Below are 17,077 nucleotides of genomic sequence, written 5' to 3'. Positions count from 1 at the left end.
CGCTCGCGACATCTCCGGCATCGCTTCCGAATCCGCCCCCGACACCGCCCCCCGGCCCTGACCTCCAAGGACCCAGCGTGACCAGTCTCAGCGTCGAGATCCTGGCAGCGGACGCCGCCGAACCCATCACCTCGGCAGGCAACGCCCAGCTCGGTATCGCCGTGCTCGCAGGCATCGCCCTCATCGTCCTGCTCATCACCAAGTTCAAGCTGCACGCGTTCCTGGCGCTGACCATCGGGTCGCTCGCGCTCGGCGCGTTCGCGGGTGCGCCGCTCGCCGACACCATCAAGTCCTTCACCACCGGCCTCGGCAACACCGTCGCCGGCGTGGGCGTGCTGATCGCGCTCGGCGCGATCCTCGGCAAGCTCCTCGCCGACTCGGGCGGCGCCGACCAGATCGTCGACACGATCCTGGCCAGGACGAGCGGCCGGGCCATGCCCTGGGCGATGGTCCTCATCGCCTCCGTGATCGGCCTGCCGCTCTTCTTCGAGGTCGGCATCGTGCTGCTGATCCCGGTCGTGCTGCTCGTCGCCAAGCGCGGCAACTACTCCCTGATGCGGATCGGCATCCCGGCCCTCGCCGGCCTCTCCGTGATGCACGGCCTGATCCCGCCGCACCCGGGCCCGCTCGTCGCGATCGACGCGCTCGGCGCCAACCTCGGCGTCACGCTCGCCCTCGGTCTCGTCGTCGCCGTCCCGACCGTGATCATCGCCGGACCGGTGTTCTCCCGGTACGCCGCCCGCTGGGTCGACATCAAGGCCCCCGAGAACATGATCCCGGTCCGCCCCTCCGAGGACCTGGAGAAGCGCCCCGGCTTCGGCGCCACTGTGGCGACCGTCCTGCTGCCCGTCGTCCTGATGCTGGTCAAGGCGCTCGTCGACATCGTCGTCGACGACCCGGACAACGGCGTGCAGAAGGTCACCGACGTCATCGGCTCGCCGCTCATCGCGCTGCTCGCCGCCGTCATAGTCGGCATGTTCACCCTGGGCCGGGCGGCCGGCTTCACCAAGGAGCGGATCTCCTCGACCGTCGAGAAGTCCCTCGCCCCGATCGCGGGCGTGCTGCTGATCGTCGGCGCGGGCGGCGGCTTCAAGCAGACCCTCATCGACATCGGCGTCGGCCAGATGATCCTGGACTTCTCCAAGAGCTGGTCCATCCCTGCGCTGCTGCTCGCCTGGCTGATCGCGGTCGCGATCCGGCTCGCGACCGGTTCCGCGACGGTGGCGACGATCTCGGCGGCGGGGCTCGTGGCTCCGCTGGCGGAGGGCATGTCGACGAGCGAGACGGCGCTGCTCGTGCTCGCGATCGGTGCGGGGTCGCTCTTCTTCAGCCACGTGAACGACGCCGGGTTCTGGCTCGTGAAGGAGTACTTCGGCATGACCGTCGGCCAGACGATCAAGACCTGGTCGGTGATGGAGACGATCATCTCGGTCGTGGGCATCGTGGTCGTGCTGCTGCTGTCGCTGGTGTTGTAGCCCCGGGCGAAATCGGCCGTACGGGCCGGTCGTGGCTGACAGACTGTCGGCCATGACCGGCCCTCACGCGCTCAAGCCCTTCCTGCTCGCCTACCCCGGCCCCCTGCGGGACCAGCTCGTCGCGGCGGTGCTGGCCGGCGAGAAGGTCTCCACGACGGGCCTCCTCGTGGAGTGGCAGATCGAGAACGAGGAACTTCCGGAGGTGGGCGAGCGCTCGGCCCTCATCGACTCGGACGGCCGCGAGGTCGCGGTCGTGGAGGTGACGGAGGTCCGGGTCCTGCCGCTCGGCGAGATCGACCTCCAGCACGCGCTGGACGAGGGCGAGGGGTATCTCTCGGTACCGGAATGGCGGTCGGCCCACGAGCGCTTCTGGCACAGCGAGGAGATGCGGGAGGGGCTGGGCGACCCCGGGTTCCTGGTGGACGACGGGACGATGGTGGTGGCGGAGCGGTTCCGGGTGGTGGAGTCGCTTCAGGTGGGGTGAGGGGCGAGGACGGTCAGGAGGCGTTCGGCGAGGGCGCGGATCTCGGGGGCGTCGTCCACGGCGGCCTCTCGGAGGAGCGGGATGAGCCCGGGGTCGTCGCGGCGGATGTCGGCGATGAACCGGAGGGCTGCGACCCGTACGCCCGGGTCGGGGTCCTCGTCGAAGCGGTTCCGGGCGAGGTCCCCCACCTCCGGCGTACCGCCGCATCGGTCGACGAGCCGACGGAGTGCCGTGATCCGTACGGCGGGGCTCTCGTCACCGGCGGCGAGGTCGAAAACGGTGCGGACCGCGTCGGCGTCGTCGGCGTGCTTCGTCAGCAGGCGGTGGATCGCCCGGGCCCTGACCGGCCCGGCGGGATGGTTCCGTGCCTGCTCGATGGCGAGCTCCCGCGCCTCGTCGACGTCCAAGTCCGCCAGTCTGCCGAGGGCGTAGATCTGGAAGGCCTGGCTCGGGTCGTTCCGTACCCGAGCCAGAAGGACGTCCCGCACCGTCGCGTCGTCCCCCTCATTCCGTACCAAGAGACTCAGCGCCGTATCCCGGACGCCATCGTTCTCGTCGTGCACGAGGCGATCGGAGAGCAGGGCGGAGTGGCTGCCGTCCCCCGCTTCCACGAGACACCGCAGCGCGGCCTTCCTGACTGTGGGGTCCTCGTGGCCGGTGAGGTCGTGGAGGAGCGCGTGGGTACGGGGGTCGTCCGATCCGATCGACCGGACGACGGTGATCGCCGCGGCCACGACCTGGGCGTCCCCGTCGTTCCTCAGCCGGTCCTGCACGAGTACACGGACGTCCGGGTCGTCGCCCGCGGTCTCCTCCACGGCGGACAGGGCTCCGAGACGCATCTGGGGATCGGCGTCCCGCAGACCGGCCTCGATCAGCGCCGTACGCCTGGTGCCCTCGGAATGAACGATGAGACGGTACAGGGCGCCCTTACGAACGCCGGAGTCCGTGTCGTTCAGGGCTTGTTCGAGCGCCGCGCGAACCTCGCCGTCGGCGGGCCGCTCACGAGGCAGGCAACCCAGCGCCGTCAGGCGCACGTTCGCGTCGGTGTCGCGGCTCAGCCGTTCGAGCGCGAGGCGCTTCGACAGACCGGGAGCCGCGCCGAAGTCGTTCCTCAGGACTCGCAGGATCGTCGATCGCGCCACGGGGTTCTCGTCCTCTCGCAGGCATCGCTCGATCGAGTCCAGTGCCTCCGGAGCACTGTCCGCGTGGCGCTGGAGCAGCCGGGCCGCGGCGATCCTCACCACGACGCTGCCGCTCGTGACGGCCGATGCCGCGATGCGCAGGGCCGCCGGCGGCTCCTCCGCGGCCCAGAGGGACGCGAGGACGTCCACGGCGAGCTGCTCGGTGGAGTTGACCGACATGATTCCGCCGTCATGCCTCTCGTCGCGGCTCCATCGTTCGTGCCACCGCGGGAACTCGTCCCGGCCCGCCCAGGTGTCGCCGAGCGCCAGCAGCGCCGGCCCGAGGGACGCGATGGTCTCGTACGGGTTGAAGAAGCTCACGCCCAGCCGCGTGGCGACCTCGAAGAGCCTGATCACCTCTCTCACCATCGCCGTGCTCTGGGGCGCGAGTACGCCCGGTCGGCGGACCTCTCCCAGGCAGCGGGCCACGAACGCGACCTCGACGAACGCCGTGTCGTCGAATCCGCTCGTCTGGGCGGCGGGCGCGCGCCGTGCCAGGAGCCGGTCGATCACGCCCGCCACGAAGCGTTCGTCGAGCGAGCCCACTAGCAGGAGCAGGGTCTCGTGCCAGGTCAGGTCGTGGACCTTCGTCGCGAAGAGGTTCTGGAGGTCTTCCTCCGACAGGGCCCGCTGGTGGTTGAAGCGGTGGGCCAGGTCCGTCGCCGTCAGGTACTCCAGGAACGTGCGGTGGACGAAGCCGTAGATCTCGCCGCCGAAGCGGCTGAGGATGAAGTTGCGGTGGCGGAACTGGTCCAGCATCACCCGGGCCGCCGTGGCCGCGCGGTCCGGGGGCAGGGCGTAGCGGTCCTTGAGGTACTCCTCGAAACTCTTGATGAGGTCCGGGCCCGCGATGTGGTTGCCGGAGATGCCTCCGTGGCCCTCCTGCATCTGGCGGGCGATGAGCCGGAGGAGTTCGCGTTTGTCCTCGGCCGCCAGGTACGGGAGGTGTTCCTCGACCTGGCGGTCCTTGAGGTACTTGCTCGGGTCCCAGTGCTCGACCAGGACGTCGACGGCGTGCTCGTACACCGTGCGCCGGTCGCGCGGGAGTTCGCGGCGGCGGCCGATGATCGCGAGGATCGTGAGGATGAGCGGATTGCCGGCGAGTTCGCGTACGGAGGTGGAGGAGTCCACGGCCGTGGTGACGCGCTCGATCAGTTTCCGGGCCTGCTCGGGGCTTTCGGGATACGCCAGGGCGAACCACTGCTCCGTGAAGGCGCCGATCTGCTCCCGGTCCAGGTCCTGGAGCATGAAGTTCGTGAAGCCCGCGCCGTCGAGGACGGCCCGCTGGTAGCCGTACTCGCGTGAGGTGACGACGATGCGGGCCCGGGGGTGGCGGGCGGCGAAGCCCGCGATGCGGCGGCTGACCGCGTCCCTGATGTCCTTCTCGAAGAGTTCGTCGAGACCGTCGAAGATCACGAGGGAGGTGTACGGGCCTGCGCCGTCGAGGGTGGCCGCCAGCACCTCGGGCGGCAGTCCGAGCCCTTCCGTCGTGTACTGGTGCGCGAGGTACGCCTCGAAGGTGCTCTCGCGCCACGCCGCCTGCGCATACTCCCGGAGTTCGACGATCAGCGGCAGCCTGCCGTGCAGCGCTTCCAGGCCCTGCTGCGGTTCGGGGGCCGTGAGGGCCAGGGTCAGATAGCGGGCCAAGGTCGACTTGCCCGCGCCCGGGTGGCCGAGGATGACGACGCGGTCGTGTTCCGGGGCGGTCAGGACGTCGAGGACGTCCTGCGGCGGGCGCTCCTGGTAGGCGCGGCGGACGCGTTCGACCGTTTCCCGGTCGATGCCGGGCGGCAGGTCCAGGAGCTCCGCCTCGGTCGGGTCCATCAGGCGGCGCAGGAGTTCCTGGGGCAGTTCGACGGGTGGCGGGTCGGCCCGTACGGACTGGGGGACGAAGACGTCGCGGAGGTGGACGGCGGGGTGCTCGCCCTGTTCCCGGAGGGGGGTGAGGACTTCGAGGTCCAGACGGCCGTAGCGCTGACGGACGCGGGTCGCGTACTGCGCTCGGGCCGTCTCGATCTCCGGCGGCCCCGGTTGAGTCGGCAGCCGCCCGCCGGCCGAGATGACGGTGACGTCTCCCCCGACGTGGCTGATGAGCGTGACGTCGCCCCCGGCCGTCGCACCCGACGCCGACTGAGCCGCCGGCCCGGACGGCTTCCCGCGCCCGAAGAACCACCTCACGGCGTCGGCCTCGGCGGCTCGATGCGGACCGAGCCGTCCACCCCGTCGATCTGGTGCACGTCCCCCGCCGCACGGGCGCCGTGGGCCGACTGGGTGGAGCCGCTCCCCTGGCCCTCAGCCGGTGGGGTGGCGGGCGGGGTGCTCCCCGTGGCGCCGCCTCCCGTGATGACCACGTCCCCCGTGACGTTCCGGATCTGGTGCAGGGCGCCGCCCGTCACCGCGTGGTCCGCCGACTGGGTGGAGCCGCGGGGAACGAAGCCCGCGAGGGCCAGGGCGAAGCCCGCCACCGTGAAGAAGAGGCTGAGGACGCTGCTCCACTTGTCGGCCTCGTCCAAGCCCTGGAGGACGAGGAAGGCCGCCAGGCCGCCGAGGGCCGTGATTCCGCCAATGACAGTGCACAGTAAGCGTTTTGTCACTCCGTCATCTTGCCCCGGCGGCGGGCCCGTCGTCAGCCGACCGCTTGTGCCGCCGCCCTTCCCGCCGCCCGTCCCGAGAAGATGCAGCCGCCGAGGAACGTGCCTTCGAGGGAGCGGTAGCCGTGGACTCCGCCGCCGCCGAAGCCGGCCGCCTCGCCCGCCGCGTACACGCCCTCCAGGGGTTCGCCGCTCTCCGTCAGGACGCGGGAGGAGAGGTCCGTCTCCAGGCCGCCGAGGGACTTGCGCGTGAGGATGTTGAGGCGGACGGCGATCAGGGGGCCGGCCTTGGGGTCGAGGATGCGGTGCGGGGCGGCCGTACGGATGAGCTTGTCGCCGAGGTACTTGCGGGCGCCGCGGATCGCCGTGACCTGGAGGTCCTTCGTGAAGGGGTTGGCGATCTCGCGGTCGCGGGCGGTGATCTCCCGGCGGAGGGCGTCCTCGTCGATGAGCGGCTCGTCGGTGAGGGCGTTCATGCCGCGGACGAGGGCGGAGAGGTCGTTCTCGACGACGAAGTCGGCGCCCTTGTCCATGAAGGCCTGGACGGGTCCCGGGACGTCGGCGCGGGCTCGGCCGATGACGTCACGGATCGACTTGCCGGTGAGGTCGGGGTTCTGTTCGGAGCCGGAGAGGGCGAACTCCTTGCCGATGATCCGCTTGTCGAGGACGAACCAGGTGTGGTCGTGGCCGGTCCGCATGATGTGTTCGAGCGTGCCGAGGGTGTCGAAGCCGGGGAAGAGGGGGACGGGCAGCCGCTTGCCGGTCGCGTCCAGCCAGAGGGAGGACGGTCCGGGCAGGATGCGGATGCCGTGCCGGGCCCAGATCGGGTTCCAGTTCTCGATGCCCTCGGTGTAGTGCCACATCCGGTCGCGGTTGATGTGGTGGGCGCCGGCCTTCTCGGCGACGCCGAGCATGAGGCCGTCGACGTGAGCGGGGACGCCGGAGAGCATCCTGGCGGGCGGGGTGCCGAGGCGGGCGGGCCACTGTTCGCGGACGAGGTCGTGGTTGCCGCCGATGCCGCCGGAGGTGACGATCACGGCCTGGGCGCGGAGCTCGAAGGTGCCGGTGGCCTCGCGGGTGCTGGCCGTGCCCCGGGCGGCGGTGGAGGGTTCCAGGATCTCGCCGGTGACGGTGTCGACCGCGCCGGCGGTGCGGCCGAGCGCGGTGACGCGGTGGCGGAAGCGGAGCTGGACGAGGCCGCGGGCGACGCCCTCACGGACCCGCTGCTCGAAGGGGGCGACGAGGCCGGGGCCCGTGCCCCAGGTGATGTGGAAGCGGGGTACGGAGTTGCCGTGGCCGTTGGCGTCGTAGCCGCCGCGCTCGGCCCAGCCGACGACCGGGAAGAACCGCACGCCGCGCGCGTGGAGCCAGGAGCGCTTCTCGCCGGCGGCGAAGTCCACGTACGCCTCGGCCCACTTCCTCGGCCAGTGGTCCTCGGACCGGTCGAAGCCGGCGGTGCCGAACCAGTCCTGGAGGGCGAGGGCGTGGCTGTCCTTGACGCGCATCCGGCGCTGCTCGGGCGAGTCGACGAGGAAGAGGCCGCCGAAGGACCAGTGGGCCTGGCCGCCGAGGGACTGCTCGGGTTCCTGGTCGAGGAGGATCACGGTGCGGCCGGCTTCGACCAGCTCGGCGGTGGCGACGAGCCCGGCGAGGCCGGCCCCGATCACGATCACATCAGCGTCGTAGGACATGGATCGCATCTTGGATACACGGATGTATCGAGTCAACCGTTTCGCCGCTCCCGTCTCCTCGTCCCCGCTCTTTCCGTTTTCTAATGTCGAGCATTAATATGCTCGTATGGCGAGGACGTCGGGACCCGAGACCCGGGACAAACTGATCCGCGCGGCGGAGGAGCTCTTCGCCGCCCGAGGCGTCGACGGCGCGCAGCTGCGGGACGTCGTGGCCCTGGCCGGGCAGGCGAATCCCTCCGCGGTGCAGTACCACTTCGGCTCGCGCGGCGGGCTGCTCGACGCGGTCATGGCCGGTCGCCAGGCCCGTACGCGCCAGGTGCTCGCGCCGCTGCTCGACGCGGCCGGCGACGACCTGAAGGGCCTCGTCGCCGCCCTCGTCACCGCCGAGGCGAGCGAGCTGCGCACCGACAGGGGCCGCCGCTGCCTGCGGATCTCCGCGCAGCTCAGCCACGAGAGCGGGATCCGCACCCGTACCCCGCACCCCACGCTCGACGGCACCGTCTACTGGCAGCTCATCGAGCGGATGGCGGACGGGCTCGCCGCCTCCGGACTGCCCGAGCCTCTACTCCTGGAGCGCCTCGACCTGGCGCTGACCGTGGTGGGCGCGGCCATGGCCGACCGGGCCCGGCAGTACCTCGACGGCACCGAGCCCCTCACGGGCGAGGCGCTCTTCCTCGCCGATCTGGTCGAGACGACCACCGCGCTTCTCCGGGCCGCACAGCCCCGGAGCGTCTGAACAGCGACAGCGACAGCAACGCGACAGCAACACACTCGCAGACCCCGAAGGGATCCCCTCATGAACGACCTCACCGGCAAGACCGTGCTCATCACCGGCGGCGCTCGCGGCCTGGGCGCCGAGGCCGCCCGGCAGGCCGTGGCCGCCGGCGCCAACGTCGTCGTCACCGACGTCCTGGACGAGGACGGCAAGGCGACCGCCGAAGCGCTCGGCGACCGGGCGCGCTTCTTCCACCACGACGTGACCTCCGAGGAGGAGTGGGCGGCGGCCGTCGCGTTCGCCGTGGCGGAGTTCGGCGGGCTGCACGGCCTGGTGAACAACGCGGGCATCTCCACCGGCGCCTTCCTGGAGACCGAGTCCGTCGAGCACTTCCGCAGGGTCCTCGACATCAACCTGACCGGTGTCTTCATCGGCATGAAGGCCGCCATCCCCGCGATGAAGGAGGCGGGCGGCGGTTCGATCGTCAACATCTCCTCGGCCGCCGGCCTGATGGGCCTGGCCCTGACCGCGGGCTACGGCGCCTCCAAGTGGGGCGTCCGCGGGCTGACGAAGATCGGCGCGGTGGAGCTCGGCACGGCGAAGATCCGCGTCAACTCCGTCCACCCGGGCATGACGTACACCCCGATGACGGCCTCGGTCGGCATCGAGCGCGGCGAGGGCAAGTACCCGAACACGCCGATGGGCCGGGTCGGCGAGGCCGACGAGATCGCGGGCGCCGTCGTCTTCCTGCTGTCGGACTCCGCCTCGTACGTGACGGGCGCGGAGCTGGCGGTGGACGGCGGCTGGACCACCGGTCCGACGGTCAAGTACGTCATGGGGCAGTGACCGCGGCCGTCCTGCTTGGATGGCGTCATGAGTGCCGCTGAAGAGATCCACGACGTCGTCGACGAGCACGACCGGGTGATCGGGCAGGCCTCGCGCGGTGAGGTGTACGCGCGGGGCCTGATCCATCGCTGCGTCTTCGTCCGGGTCCGGGACGCCGAGGGCCGGACCTTCGTCCACCGCAGGACGCCGACCAAGCTGCTCTTCCCCTCCCAGTACGACATGTTCGTCGGCGGGGTCGTCGGGGCGGGCGAGTCCTACGACGAGGCCGCGCTCCGCGAGGCCGAGGAGGAGCTGGGGGTCACCGGGCTGCCCCGGCCCGAGCCGGTGCTGAAGTTCCTGTACGACTCCGGGGGCGTCGCCGGGAAGTGGTGGTCGGCGGTGTACGAGGTCCGGTGCGAGCTGCCGGTGGATCCGCAGGTGGAGGAGGTCGCCTGGCACGCCTTCCTGACGGACGGGGAGCTGGCCGCGCGGCTCGGCTCCTGGGAGTGGGTGCCCGACGGCACGGCCGCGTACGAGCGGCTGAGGGCGCACGGGAGCTGGTGACGGGGCACCGGGCGGGCCGGGCGGGCCGAACACCCGGCCGTTAGGGTGCACGTGTGAGCGATTTTGTGCAGAGCCTGCGGCTGTGGTTCGCGCCGCAGCGGATCCGGGACGAGGGGGAGACGCCGGACTACCGCTTCTCCCTGGCCAACGAGCGGACCTTCCTGGCCTGGATCCGGACCGCTCTCGCCCTGGTCGGCGGTGGTTTCGCCGTCGACCAGTTCCTGCCGGACCTGCGCTGGGGCATCCGGGTCGGGCTCGCGCTCTCGCTGCTCGCGGCCGGGGTGCTGTGCGCGCTGCGGGCGGTCAACCACTGGGTGCGCTGCGAGCGGGCGATGCGGCGCGGCGAGGACCTGCCGGCGTCCCGGTTCCCCGCGGTGCTGAGCATCGCGGTGGCCGTGGTGGCGCTCGCGATGGTGGTGGTCGTGGTCTTCGGCTGGACGGGGCGGTGACCGGGCGGTGACGGAGGCCCGCGACCCCGGGCTCCAGCCGGAGCGGACGCGCCTCGCCTGGCGGCGTACGACCCTGTCGTGGACGGTGGTGGCGGTCCTGGCCGTGAAACTGGCGCTCCATGACGACACCACGACGACGAGGGGGCTGGCCGCGCTCGCGCTGTCGGCGCTCGTCTGGATCGGTTTCCTGGCCGTCGCCCACCGCCGGATCCACTCCCTGAGCACCGCCCGGCCGCGCTCGCTCTCCCACCGGGGCGCGCTGCTCGCGGCGGGCTGCACGATCGCGCTGGCCGTCTTCGGGGCGGCACTGATCTGGTGAACCGGGGCGGCGGCGGTCCGTGAGCGGTGAGGCGGGTGAAGCGGGTGAATCGGGACGAGAGGCGCGTACGGGACTAGCCTGAGAGGGTCAGCCGCCCCCGTCACGGAGGCCACGCCATGACCGTTCTCCACCACGAGCACCCCACGCACGCGCACTCCCACAGCCCGGCGTGCGGGCACACCGCCGTCACCCACGGGGACCACGTCGACTACGCCCACAACGGGCATCTGCACCGCGAGCACGCCGGACACTGGGACGAGTGCGAGACCACCGCGCACGTCGCGCACACCCACCCGGACCACACGCACGGGCCGGAGTGCGGACACACCGCCGTCGCGCACGGCGACCACCTCGACTACGTACACGACGGACACCGGCACGCGCCGCACGGCAACCACTGGGACGACCACTGACACCGCCCTCGACCCGGGCTGCCTTCCCCCGGCTTCCCCCGGCTTTCCCTGGCTGCGGCCAACTGGCACTCTTCCCCTGTCCAGTTGAGCTCTCAGCCGGGGGAACCCCTTTTGTCTGCCACCGATCCCTACGTCGTCGCGCTCGCGCCGAACGTCCACGCCTTCGTCCAGCCCGACGGCGGCTGGTGCCTGAACAACGCCGGCTTCCTCGGCGACGCGGGCGAGTCCCTCCTCGTCGACACCGCCGCCACCGAGCGCCGGGCGCGACTGCTGCGCGAGGCGGTCCTCGCGGAGGGGCTGCCGCTGCCCCGGACCATCGTGACCACGCACCACCACGGCGACCACACGTACGGCAACGGCGTCTTCCGGCCCGAGGCCCGGATCGTCGGGCACGAGAACTGCCGGACCGAACAGCTCGCCGCCGGGCACCAGCTCCATCTGCTGTGGCCGCAGACCGACTTCGGGCAGGTCGACATCCTGCCGCCGTCCGTCACGTACCGCGAGCTGCTGACGCTGTACGTCGCCGACATCGAGGTGCGGGTGATCCACCCCGGCCCGGCGCACACCACGGGCGACTCGATCGTGCACCTCCCGGAGCAGGGCGTGGTCTTCACCGGCGACCTGGTCTTCCACGGCGGTACGCCCTTCCTGCCCATGGGGTCGCTCGCCGGGTCGCTGCGCGCGCTCGACCTGCTGCGCTCGCTCGACGCGCCGACGGTGGTGCCGGGGCACGGGCGCGTGACCGACCCCTCGGCGTACGACACGACGGAGCGGTACCTGCTCTGGGTGCGGGAGCTGGCCGCCGAGGGATACGCGAAGGGGGCGACGCCGCTGGAGACGGCGCGGGGCGCGGAGCTCGGGGAGTTCGCCGCGTGGCAGGAGAGCGAGCGGCTCGTCGCGAACCTGCACCGGGCGTACGCGGAGCTGGACGGCCTGCCGGAGGGGTCGCCGCTGGACCCGGCGGCGGTGTTCGGCGACATGGCCGCCATGAACGGCGGGGTGCCGGTGGCCTGCCACGCGTGAGCGCCCTGCTCCCCCGGGCCCTGCCCCGAGGGCGTCTCACCAGCGCGGGACCCGGGGCGTGCGCCAGCCCGGGTCCGCGACCCTCATCGCCGCCGCGTCGTCGCGCTCCCGCAACGTGCCGTCGTCGTCGAGCCAGCGGCGGTGCAGGGCGGCCAGCGCGGTCCGGTCGAGCTCGACGCCGAGGCCGGGCGCGTCGGAGACCGCGAGCCGGCCGGCGCGGAAGACGGGCCGGGTGGTGACGACGTCCTCGGTCTGCCAGGGGTAGTGGGTGTCGCAGGCGTGGTCGAGCTCGGGCAGCGTGGCGGCGACCTGTGTCATGGCGGCGAGGCTGATGCCCAGATGGGTGTTGGAGTGCATGGAGAGCCCGACGCCGTACGTGCGGCAGAGCGCGGCCAGTTCGCGGGTGCGGTGGAGCCCGCCCCAGTAGTGGTGGTCGCAGAGGACGATCCGTACCGCTCCCTTCGCGAAGGCCTCCGGGACCTCCTCGAAGGTGGTCACGCACATGTTGGTGGCGAGCGGCACGTCCGTACGGGCGGCGATCTCGGCCATCGCGCCGGTGCCGCTCGCGGGGTCCTCCAGGTACTCCAGGACGTCCTTGAGCTCGCGCGCGACGGCGAGGGAGGTCTCCACGGACCAGGCGCCGTTGGGGTCGAGGCGGAGCGGGCGGCCGGGGAACTCCTCGGCGAGCGCGCGGATCGCGGCGATCTCCCGCTCCGGCTCGAACACCCCGCCTTTGAGCTTGAAGGAGCGGAAGCCGTACAGCCGGTCGAAGCGGCGGGCCTGGGCGACGATCCCGGCGGGGTCGAGGGCCGCGCCCCAGTCGTCCGCCGGGTGGCCCGTCGGGGCGCCCGACGGGCCGCCCGACGGGCCCGCGCCCGGGTGGGCGGCCCAGCGGTAGAAGAGATAGGCGCTGTACTCGACGGTGTCGCGGACCTTCCCGCCGAGCAGGGCGTGGACGGGCAGGCCGAGGGTCTTGCCGAGGGCGTCGAGACAGGCGGTCTCGAAGGCGGAGACGACGGAGAGGCGGAGTTTGTCGGCGGTCCTGACGCCGCGCAGCCCGCCGGCGTCGACGTCCGCGGCATCGCGCTCGGCCTCCGGGCCCACCGGATCGGCGGTTGCCGCCAGACCGAAGAGGGAGTTCACGTCCGTGACCGGATGGCCGGGCAGGGCCTCGGCCAGGGAGCGGGCGAGGTCGAGGTACACGCCGTCGCCGTACGTCTCCCCGAGGCCGATCACCCCACCCCTGGTGATCACCTCCACCACGAGCCGGGGCGTAAAGGGCTGGTGGACACCCTGGACGTTGAGGAGGGGCGGGTCGGAGATGAGGATCGGGGTCAGCCGGACTTCGTCGACGAGCAGCTTCAGCGCATCCATATGTGAACCCTATTCAGGGATGCGATCCAGGGCCAGAGTGCGGTACGGGGTTTCCCGGCCCCCCTCTGGACGACATACCGACTGGTCGGTCATCATGAACGCCGACCGAAGCCGAACCGGAGGTACGCCCCATGAGTTCCGCCCCGCCACCAGGTCTCGATCCCGAGCGGCTGCGCCGGTTCCTCGATCGCGAGCGGCCCGGCCTGGTGTCCGGCCCCCTCGAAGCCCGGCTGATCGAGGGCGGCCGGTCGAACCTGACGTACGTCGTGACCGACGGCACCGGTCGCTGGGTCGTCCGCCGGCCGCCGCTCGGGCACGTCCTCGCCACCGCGCACGACATGCGGCGCGAGCACCGCGTCATCAGCGCCCTGCACACGACGGACGTGCCGGTCCCGCGCTCACTGCTGCTCTGCGAGGACGAGTCCGTCCTCGGGTCGCCGTTCTACGTCATGGAGTTCGTCGACGGGACGCCGTACCGCTCGGCCCGGGAGCTCGCGCCGCTCGGCCCCGAGCGCACCCGCGCCGCCGTCCTCGGCCTGGTCGACACGCTCGTCGACCTGCACGCCGTCGACCCCGCGGCCGTCGGGCTCGGCGACTTCGGCCGCCCCGAGGGCTTCCTCGACCGGCAGCTGCGCCGCTGGGGCAAGCAGCTCGACGCCTCGCGCGGCCGGGACCTCGCGGGGATCGACGAGTTGCACGCCGCCCTCGGCCGCGCGCTGCCCGGCTCGCCGCCGCCCACCGTGATCCACGGCGACTACCGCCTCGACAACGTCCTCATCGGCGAGGACGACCGCATCCGGGCCGTCCTCGACTGGGAGATGTCCACGCTCGGCGACCCGCTCACCGACCTCGGCCTGCTCGTCATGTACAGCACGCCGCTCGATCTGCCGGACTCCCCCGTCTCCACGACCGCCACGGCCCCCGGACACCCGAGCGCCGCCGAGCTGGTCGAGCGCTACGCCGCCCGCTCGGGCCGCGACACCTCCGCCCTCGCCTGGTACACGGCCTTCGCCTGGTTCAAGCTCGCCGTGATCCTGGAGGGCATCCACTACCGCTGGACCCTCGGACAGACGGTCGGTGCCGGCTTCGACCGCATCGGCGAACTCGTCCCCGTCTTCATCGAGCACGGCCTCACCACCCTCCAGGAAGGCTGATCCGCCATGGACTTCGCGTACGACGCCCGCACCGAGGAACTGCGGGCGAAACTCCTCGCCTTCATGGACGAGCACGTGTACCCCGCCGAGGCCGTCGCCGAGGAGCAGCGGGCGCTGCTCGCCTCGCCCTGGGACACCCCGCAGGTCGTCGAGGACCTCAAGGCCGAGGCCAAGCGGCAGGGCCTGTGGAACCTCTTCCTTCCCGACGCCGAGTACGGGGCCGGGCTGACCAACCTCCAGTACGCGCCGCTCGCCGAGATCACCGGCCGCAGCCCGCACCTCGCCCCGACCGCCCTCAACTGCGCGGCCCCGGACACCGGGAACATGGAGCTGCTCGCCCAGTTCGGCGACGAGGCGCAGAAGAAGCAGTGGCTGGAGCCGCTCCTCTCGGGCGAGATCCGCTCGGCCTTCGCGATGACCGAGCCCGAGGTCGCCTCCTCCGACGCGACGAACATCGAGACCCGGATCCGGCGGGACGGCGACACGTACGTCGTCGACGGACGCAAGTGGTACATCTCCGGGGCGATGAACCCCGACTGCAAGGTCTTCATCGTCATGGGCAAGACCGACCCGGACGGGACGGACCTCCGCCGCCAGCAGTCGATGATCCTCGTGCCGCGCGACACCCCCGGTGTCGAGGTGCGGCGCGCCATGCGGGTGTACGGGTACGAGGACCACTACCACGGCGGTCACGCCGAGGTGGTGTTCGACGGCGTCCGCGTCCCCGCGTCGCACCTGGTCGGCGAGGAGGGCGGCGGCTTCGCCATCGCGCAGGCCCGCCTCGGCCCCGGCCGCATCCACCACTGCATGCGGCTCATCGGGATGGCCGAGCGTGCCGTCGAGCTGATGTGCCGGCGTGCGGTCACCCGGACCGCGTTCGGGAAGCCGCTCGCCCAGCAGGGCGTCGTGCAGAACTGGATCGCGGACGCCCGGGTGACGATCGAGCAGCTGCGGCTGCTCGTCCTCAAGACGGCCTGGCTCATGGACACCGTCGGCAACCGGGGCGCGCACACCGAGATCCAGGCCATCAAGATCGCGACCCCGCGCGCGGTGGTCGACATCATCGACAAGGCCGTGCAGGCGCACGGGGCGGGCGGGGTCTCGCAGGACTTCCCGCTGGCCGAGCTGTGGGCGGCGGCGCGGACGCTGAAGCTCGCGGACGGGCCGGACGAGGTGCACCAGCGGTCGCTGGCCCGCCGGGAGCTGAAGAAGTACCTGTAGCGAGGAGCCGGGCGGCTCCCGCCGGTCACGGGCGGCGAGGGGCCGACGGCTACGCGCCGGTCACGGGCGCAGGGCCCGCAGCAGGAGGTCGGCCAGGTGGTCGGCCACCTGCGCGGGGGTGAGCGGGCCGTCCGGGCGGTACCAGGTCGACAGGTGGTGCACCGAGCCGAAGTGGTAGTCGACGACCAGGTCGGCGGGGGTCGCCGAGGAGAACACCCCGGACTGCTGGCCCTCCTCGATCAGCGCCCTGAACCGCTCGTGGTAGCGCCGCCGCTCGGCCCTGACCTGCTTGTTCTTCTCGGGGCTGAGGTGGTGCATGGAGCGGAAGAAGATGGCGGCGTCGTCGAGGTTCTCGATCGTGGTGACGACGACGTCGGCGGCGGCGCCGCGCAGCCGGTCCGCGACGGGCGCGTCGGCCTTCGCGTAGGCGTCGAGCCGCTCCTGCTGGAGGCGCAGGACCCGGGAGTAGACCTCCTGGAGGAGGTCCTCCTTGGAGCCGAAGTAGTGGTAGAGGGCGCCCTTCGTGACCCCGGCTGCCTCGACGATCTCCTGGACGGAAGTGCGGTCGTAACCCTGCTCCGCGAAGAGCCGGGTGGCGGCGGCGAGGAGCCTCTGGGGGACCGGTGCCCCGCTCTCGTCCGTCGTCCTGGCCATGCTCCGCCGCCTTCCGTCGTGATCGTTCCTGGTCGGGGGAACACCGTTCCCGTCCGTAGATCTTCCCATCCGCCGCGGCCCCGGCTAGCGGGCGCCCGTCTCCCATGTGCGCTGGACGTGGTTCATGGTGCCGAGCCAGCGCTCGGGGTCGGTGGCGCGGTTGCGGTAGTAGGCGGCGACCTCGGGGTGGGGCAGGACGAGGAACCGGTCGGCGGCGATGGCGTCGAGGAGGGCGTCGGCCACGTCCTCGGGCTCGATGGCGGTGGGGGCGAGGACGAGATCGCCGGCCGATCCGGCGGCGGTGAGCATGTCCGTACGGACGCCCTGGGGGCAGATCGCGTGGACCTTGAGGCCGCGGTGGCGGTAGGTCAGGGAGAGCCACTCGGCGAAGGCGTACGCGCCGTGCTTGGAGACGCTGTACGGGGCCGCGCCGATCATGGTGAGCAGTCCGGCGGCGGAGACGGTGGAGACGAAGCGGCCGCTGCCGCGTTCCAGCCAGCCGGGGAGCAGGGCGCGGGCCGCGCGGACGTGGGCCATCACGTTGACGTCCCAGGCGGCGGCCCAGACGTCCTCGTCGGCGAAGGCGTCGCCGGGCGAGGAGAGGCCGGCGTTGGCGCACCAGACGTCGATGGTGCCGCCGAGGGCCTCGCGGGCCTCGTCGACGACGGCGGAGGCGTCGCCCGGGACGGCGAGCGCGCCGATCTCCTCGGCGACGGCCTTGGTACGGACGGGGTCGAGGTCGTTGACGACGACCCGGGCCCCTTCGGCGGCGAAGCGGCGGGCGAGGGCCGCGCCGATCCCGCCGCCCGCTCCCGTGACCACCACACCGGCGCCCCGGAGCTCGTTCGTGTCCGCGTTCATGGACCCACCTCTCGGCTGTGACGACCCGGACAGACTAACCAGTCGGTATGGAGTGGCGGAAGACCCGTTCCGCACGCCTCGTT

The 17,077-nt window shown here is 72.0% G+C and carries 17 protein-coding genes; 11 read left to right on the top strand and 6 right to left on the bottom strand.

Annotation, left to right across the window (positions count from 1 at the left end; translation table 11 throughout):
* Positions 1-77: 77 nt before the first annotated feature.
* Both ACFC0G_RS26750 and ACFC0G_RS26745 read left to right on the top strand, forming a co-directional pair.
* Complete coding sequence (locus ACFC0G_RS26750) at positions 78-1,475, top strand: GntP family permease (RefSeq protein ID WP_376407495.1); 1,398 nt, start codon at positions 78-80, stop codon at positions 1,473-1,475.
* Positions 1,476-1,527: 52 nt separating this feature from the next.
* Positions 1,528-1,959 carry an ASCH domain-containing protein gene (locus ACFC0G_RS26745; protein WP_376407493.1) on the top strand — a complete coding sequence of 144 codons (432 nt, stop codon included), beginning with the start codon at positions 1,528-1,530 and terminating at the stop codon, positions 1,957-1,959.
* Here ACFC0G_RS26745 and ACFC0G_RS26740 read toward each other — a convergent pair.
* The 3 genes from ACFC0G_RS26740 to ACFC0G_RS26730 are packed head-to-tail and all read right to left on the bottom strand — an operon-like array spanning position 1,947 to position 7,422.
* A complete protein-coding gene (locus tag ACFC0G_RS26740; RefSeq protein ID WP_376407491.1) occupies positions 1,947-5,318 on the bottom strand; it encodes a HEAT repeat domain-containing protein in 3,372 nt (1,123 codons plus the stop codon). The genes ACFC0G_RS26745 and ACFC0G_RS26740 overlap by 13 nt on opposite strands.
* Positions 5,315-5,734, bottom strand: a complete 420-nt coding sequence (locus tag ACFC0G_RS26735) for a hypothetical protein (protein ID WP_376407489.1) — start codon at positions 5,732-5,734, stop codon at positions 5,315-5,317. Before ACFC0G_RS26735 ends, ACFC0G_RS26740 begins: the two co-directional genes overlap by 4 nt.
* A 32-nt stretch (positions 5,735-5,766) precedes the next feature.
* Complete coding sequence (locus ACFC0G_RS26730) at positions 5,767-7,422, bottom strand: FAD-binding dehydrogenase (RefSeq protein WP_376407487.1); 1,656 nt, start codon at positions 7,420-7,422, stop codon at positions 5,767-5,769.
* A gap of 106 nt (positions 7,423-7,528) precedes the next feature.
* On the opposite strand from ACFC0G_RS26730, the gene ACFC0G_RS26725 reads away from it, so the two are divergent.
* From ACFC0G_RS26725 to ACFC0G_RS26695, 7 genes are all read left to right on the top strand, one after another.
* Entirely contained in the window at positions 7,529-8,158 is a 630-nt protein-coding gene (locus ACFC0G_RS26725; protein WP_376407485.1) for a TetR/AcrR family transcriptional regulator, read from the top strand.
* Between the two features lie 60 nt (positions 8,159-8,218).
* Entirely contained in the window at positions 8,219-8,983 is a 765-nt protein-coding gene (locus ACFC0G_RS26720) for a glucose 1-dehydrogenase (RefSeq protein ID WP_376407483.1), read from the top strand.
* A gap of 27 nt (positions 8,984-9,010) precedes the next feature.
* A complete protein-coding gene (locus tag ACFC0G_RS26715) occupies positions 9,011-9,526 on the top strand; it encodes an NUDIX domain-containing protein (protein ID WP_376407481.1) in 516 nt (171 codons plus the stop codon).
* A 53-nt stretch (positions 9,527-9,579) separates the two neighbouring features.
* On the top strand, positions 9,580-9,975 hold the full coding sequence (locus ACFC0G_RS26710) for a YidH family protein (protein WP_376407479.1): 396 nt from the start codon (positions 9,580-9,582) through the stop codon (positions 9,973-9,975).
* Positions 9,976-9,982: 7 nt separating this feature from the next.
* Positions 9,983-10,294 carry a DUF202 domain-containing protein gene (locus tag ACFC0G_RS26705; RefSeq protein ID WP_376407477.1) on the top strand — a complete coding sequence of 104 codons (312 nt, stop codon included), beginning with the start codon at positions 9,983-9,985 and terminating at the stop codon, positions 10,292-10,294.
* Positions 10,295-10,410: 116 nt separating this feature from the next.
* Positions 10,411-10,707 (top strand): hypothetical protein, encoded by a 297-nt coding sequence (locus tag ACFC0G_RS26700; RefSeq protein ID WP_376407475.1) that lies wholly within the window; start codon positions 10,411-10,413, stop codon positions 10,705-10,707.
* Between the two features lie 111 nt (positions 10,708-10,818).
* Positions 10,819-11,730: an MBL fold metallo-hydrolase gene (locus tag ACFC0G_RS26695; RefSeq protein WP_376407473.1), complete on the top strand. Its 912-nt coding sequence runs from the start codon at positions 10,819-10,821 to the stop codon at positions 11,728-11,730.
* A 36-nt stretch (positions 11,731-11,766) separates the two neighbouring features.
* Here the strand turns inward: ACFC0G_RS26695 and ACFC0G_RS26690 are convergent, their stop codons facing one another.
* Positions 11,767-13,104 (bottom strand): enolase C-terminal domain-like protein, encoded by a 1,338-nt coding sequence (locus ACFC0G_RS26690; RefSeq protein WP_376407471.1) that lies wholly within the window; start codon positions 13,102-13,104, stop codon positions 11,767-11,769.
* A gap of 131 nt (positions 13,105-13,235) precedes the next feature.
* Between ACFC0G_RS26690 and ACFC0G_RS26685 the strand changes: the two genes are divergently transcribed.
* Positions 13,236-14,258 (top strand): phosphotransferase family protein, encoded by a 1,023-nt coding sequence (locus tag ACFC0G_RS26685; RefSeq protein WP_376407469.1) that lies wholly within the window; start codon positions 13,236-13,238, stop codon positions 14,256-14,258.
* A gap of 6 nt (positions 14,259-14,264) precedes the next feature.
* The gene (locus ACFC0G_RS26680) at positions 14,265-15,479 is read left to right on the top strand and encodes an acyl-CoA dehydrogenase family protein (protein ID WP_376407467.1); all 1,215 of its coding nucleotides are present in this window, start codon (positions 14,265-14,267) and stop codon (positions 15,477-15,479) included.
* A gap of 60 nt (positions 15,480-15,539) precedes the next feature.
* Here the strand turns inward: ACFC0G_RS26680 and ACFC0G_RS26675 are convergent, their stop codons facing one another.
* Both ACFC0G_RS26675 and ACFC0G_RS26670 read right to left on the bottom strand, forming a co-directional pair.
* On the bottom strand, positions 15,540-16,133 hold the full coding sequence (locus ACFC0G_RS26675; protein WP_376407466.1) for a TetR/AcrR family transcriptional regulator: 594 nt from the start codon (positions 16,131-16,133) through the stop codon (positions 15,540-15,542).
* A gap of 84 nt (positions 16,134-16,217) precedes the next feature.
* Positions 16,218-16,994 (bottom strand): SDR family oxidoreductase, encoded by a 777-nt coding sequence (locus ACFC0G_RS26670; protein WP_376407464.1) that lies wholly within the window; start codon positions 16,992-16,994, stop codon positions 16,218-16,220.
* Between the last annotated feature and the right edge of the window lie 83 nt (positions 16,995-17,077).

Origin of the sequence: Streptomyces sp. NPDC056169 (genome assembly GCF_042268445.1) — a bacterium.
Lineage (GTDB): Bacteria > Actinomycetota > Actinomycetes > Streptomycetales > Streptomycetaceae > Streptomyces.
The sequence above is the reverse complement of the archived record's forward strand: the minus strand, read 5'-3'. Positions and strand labels throughout refer to the sequence as shown.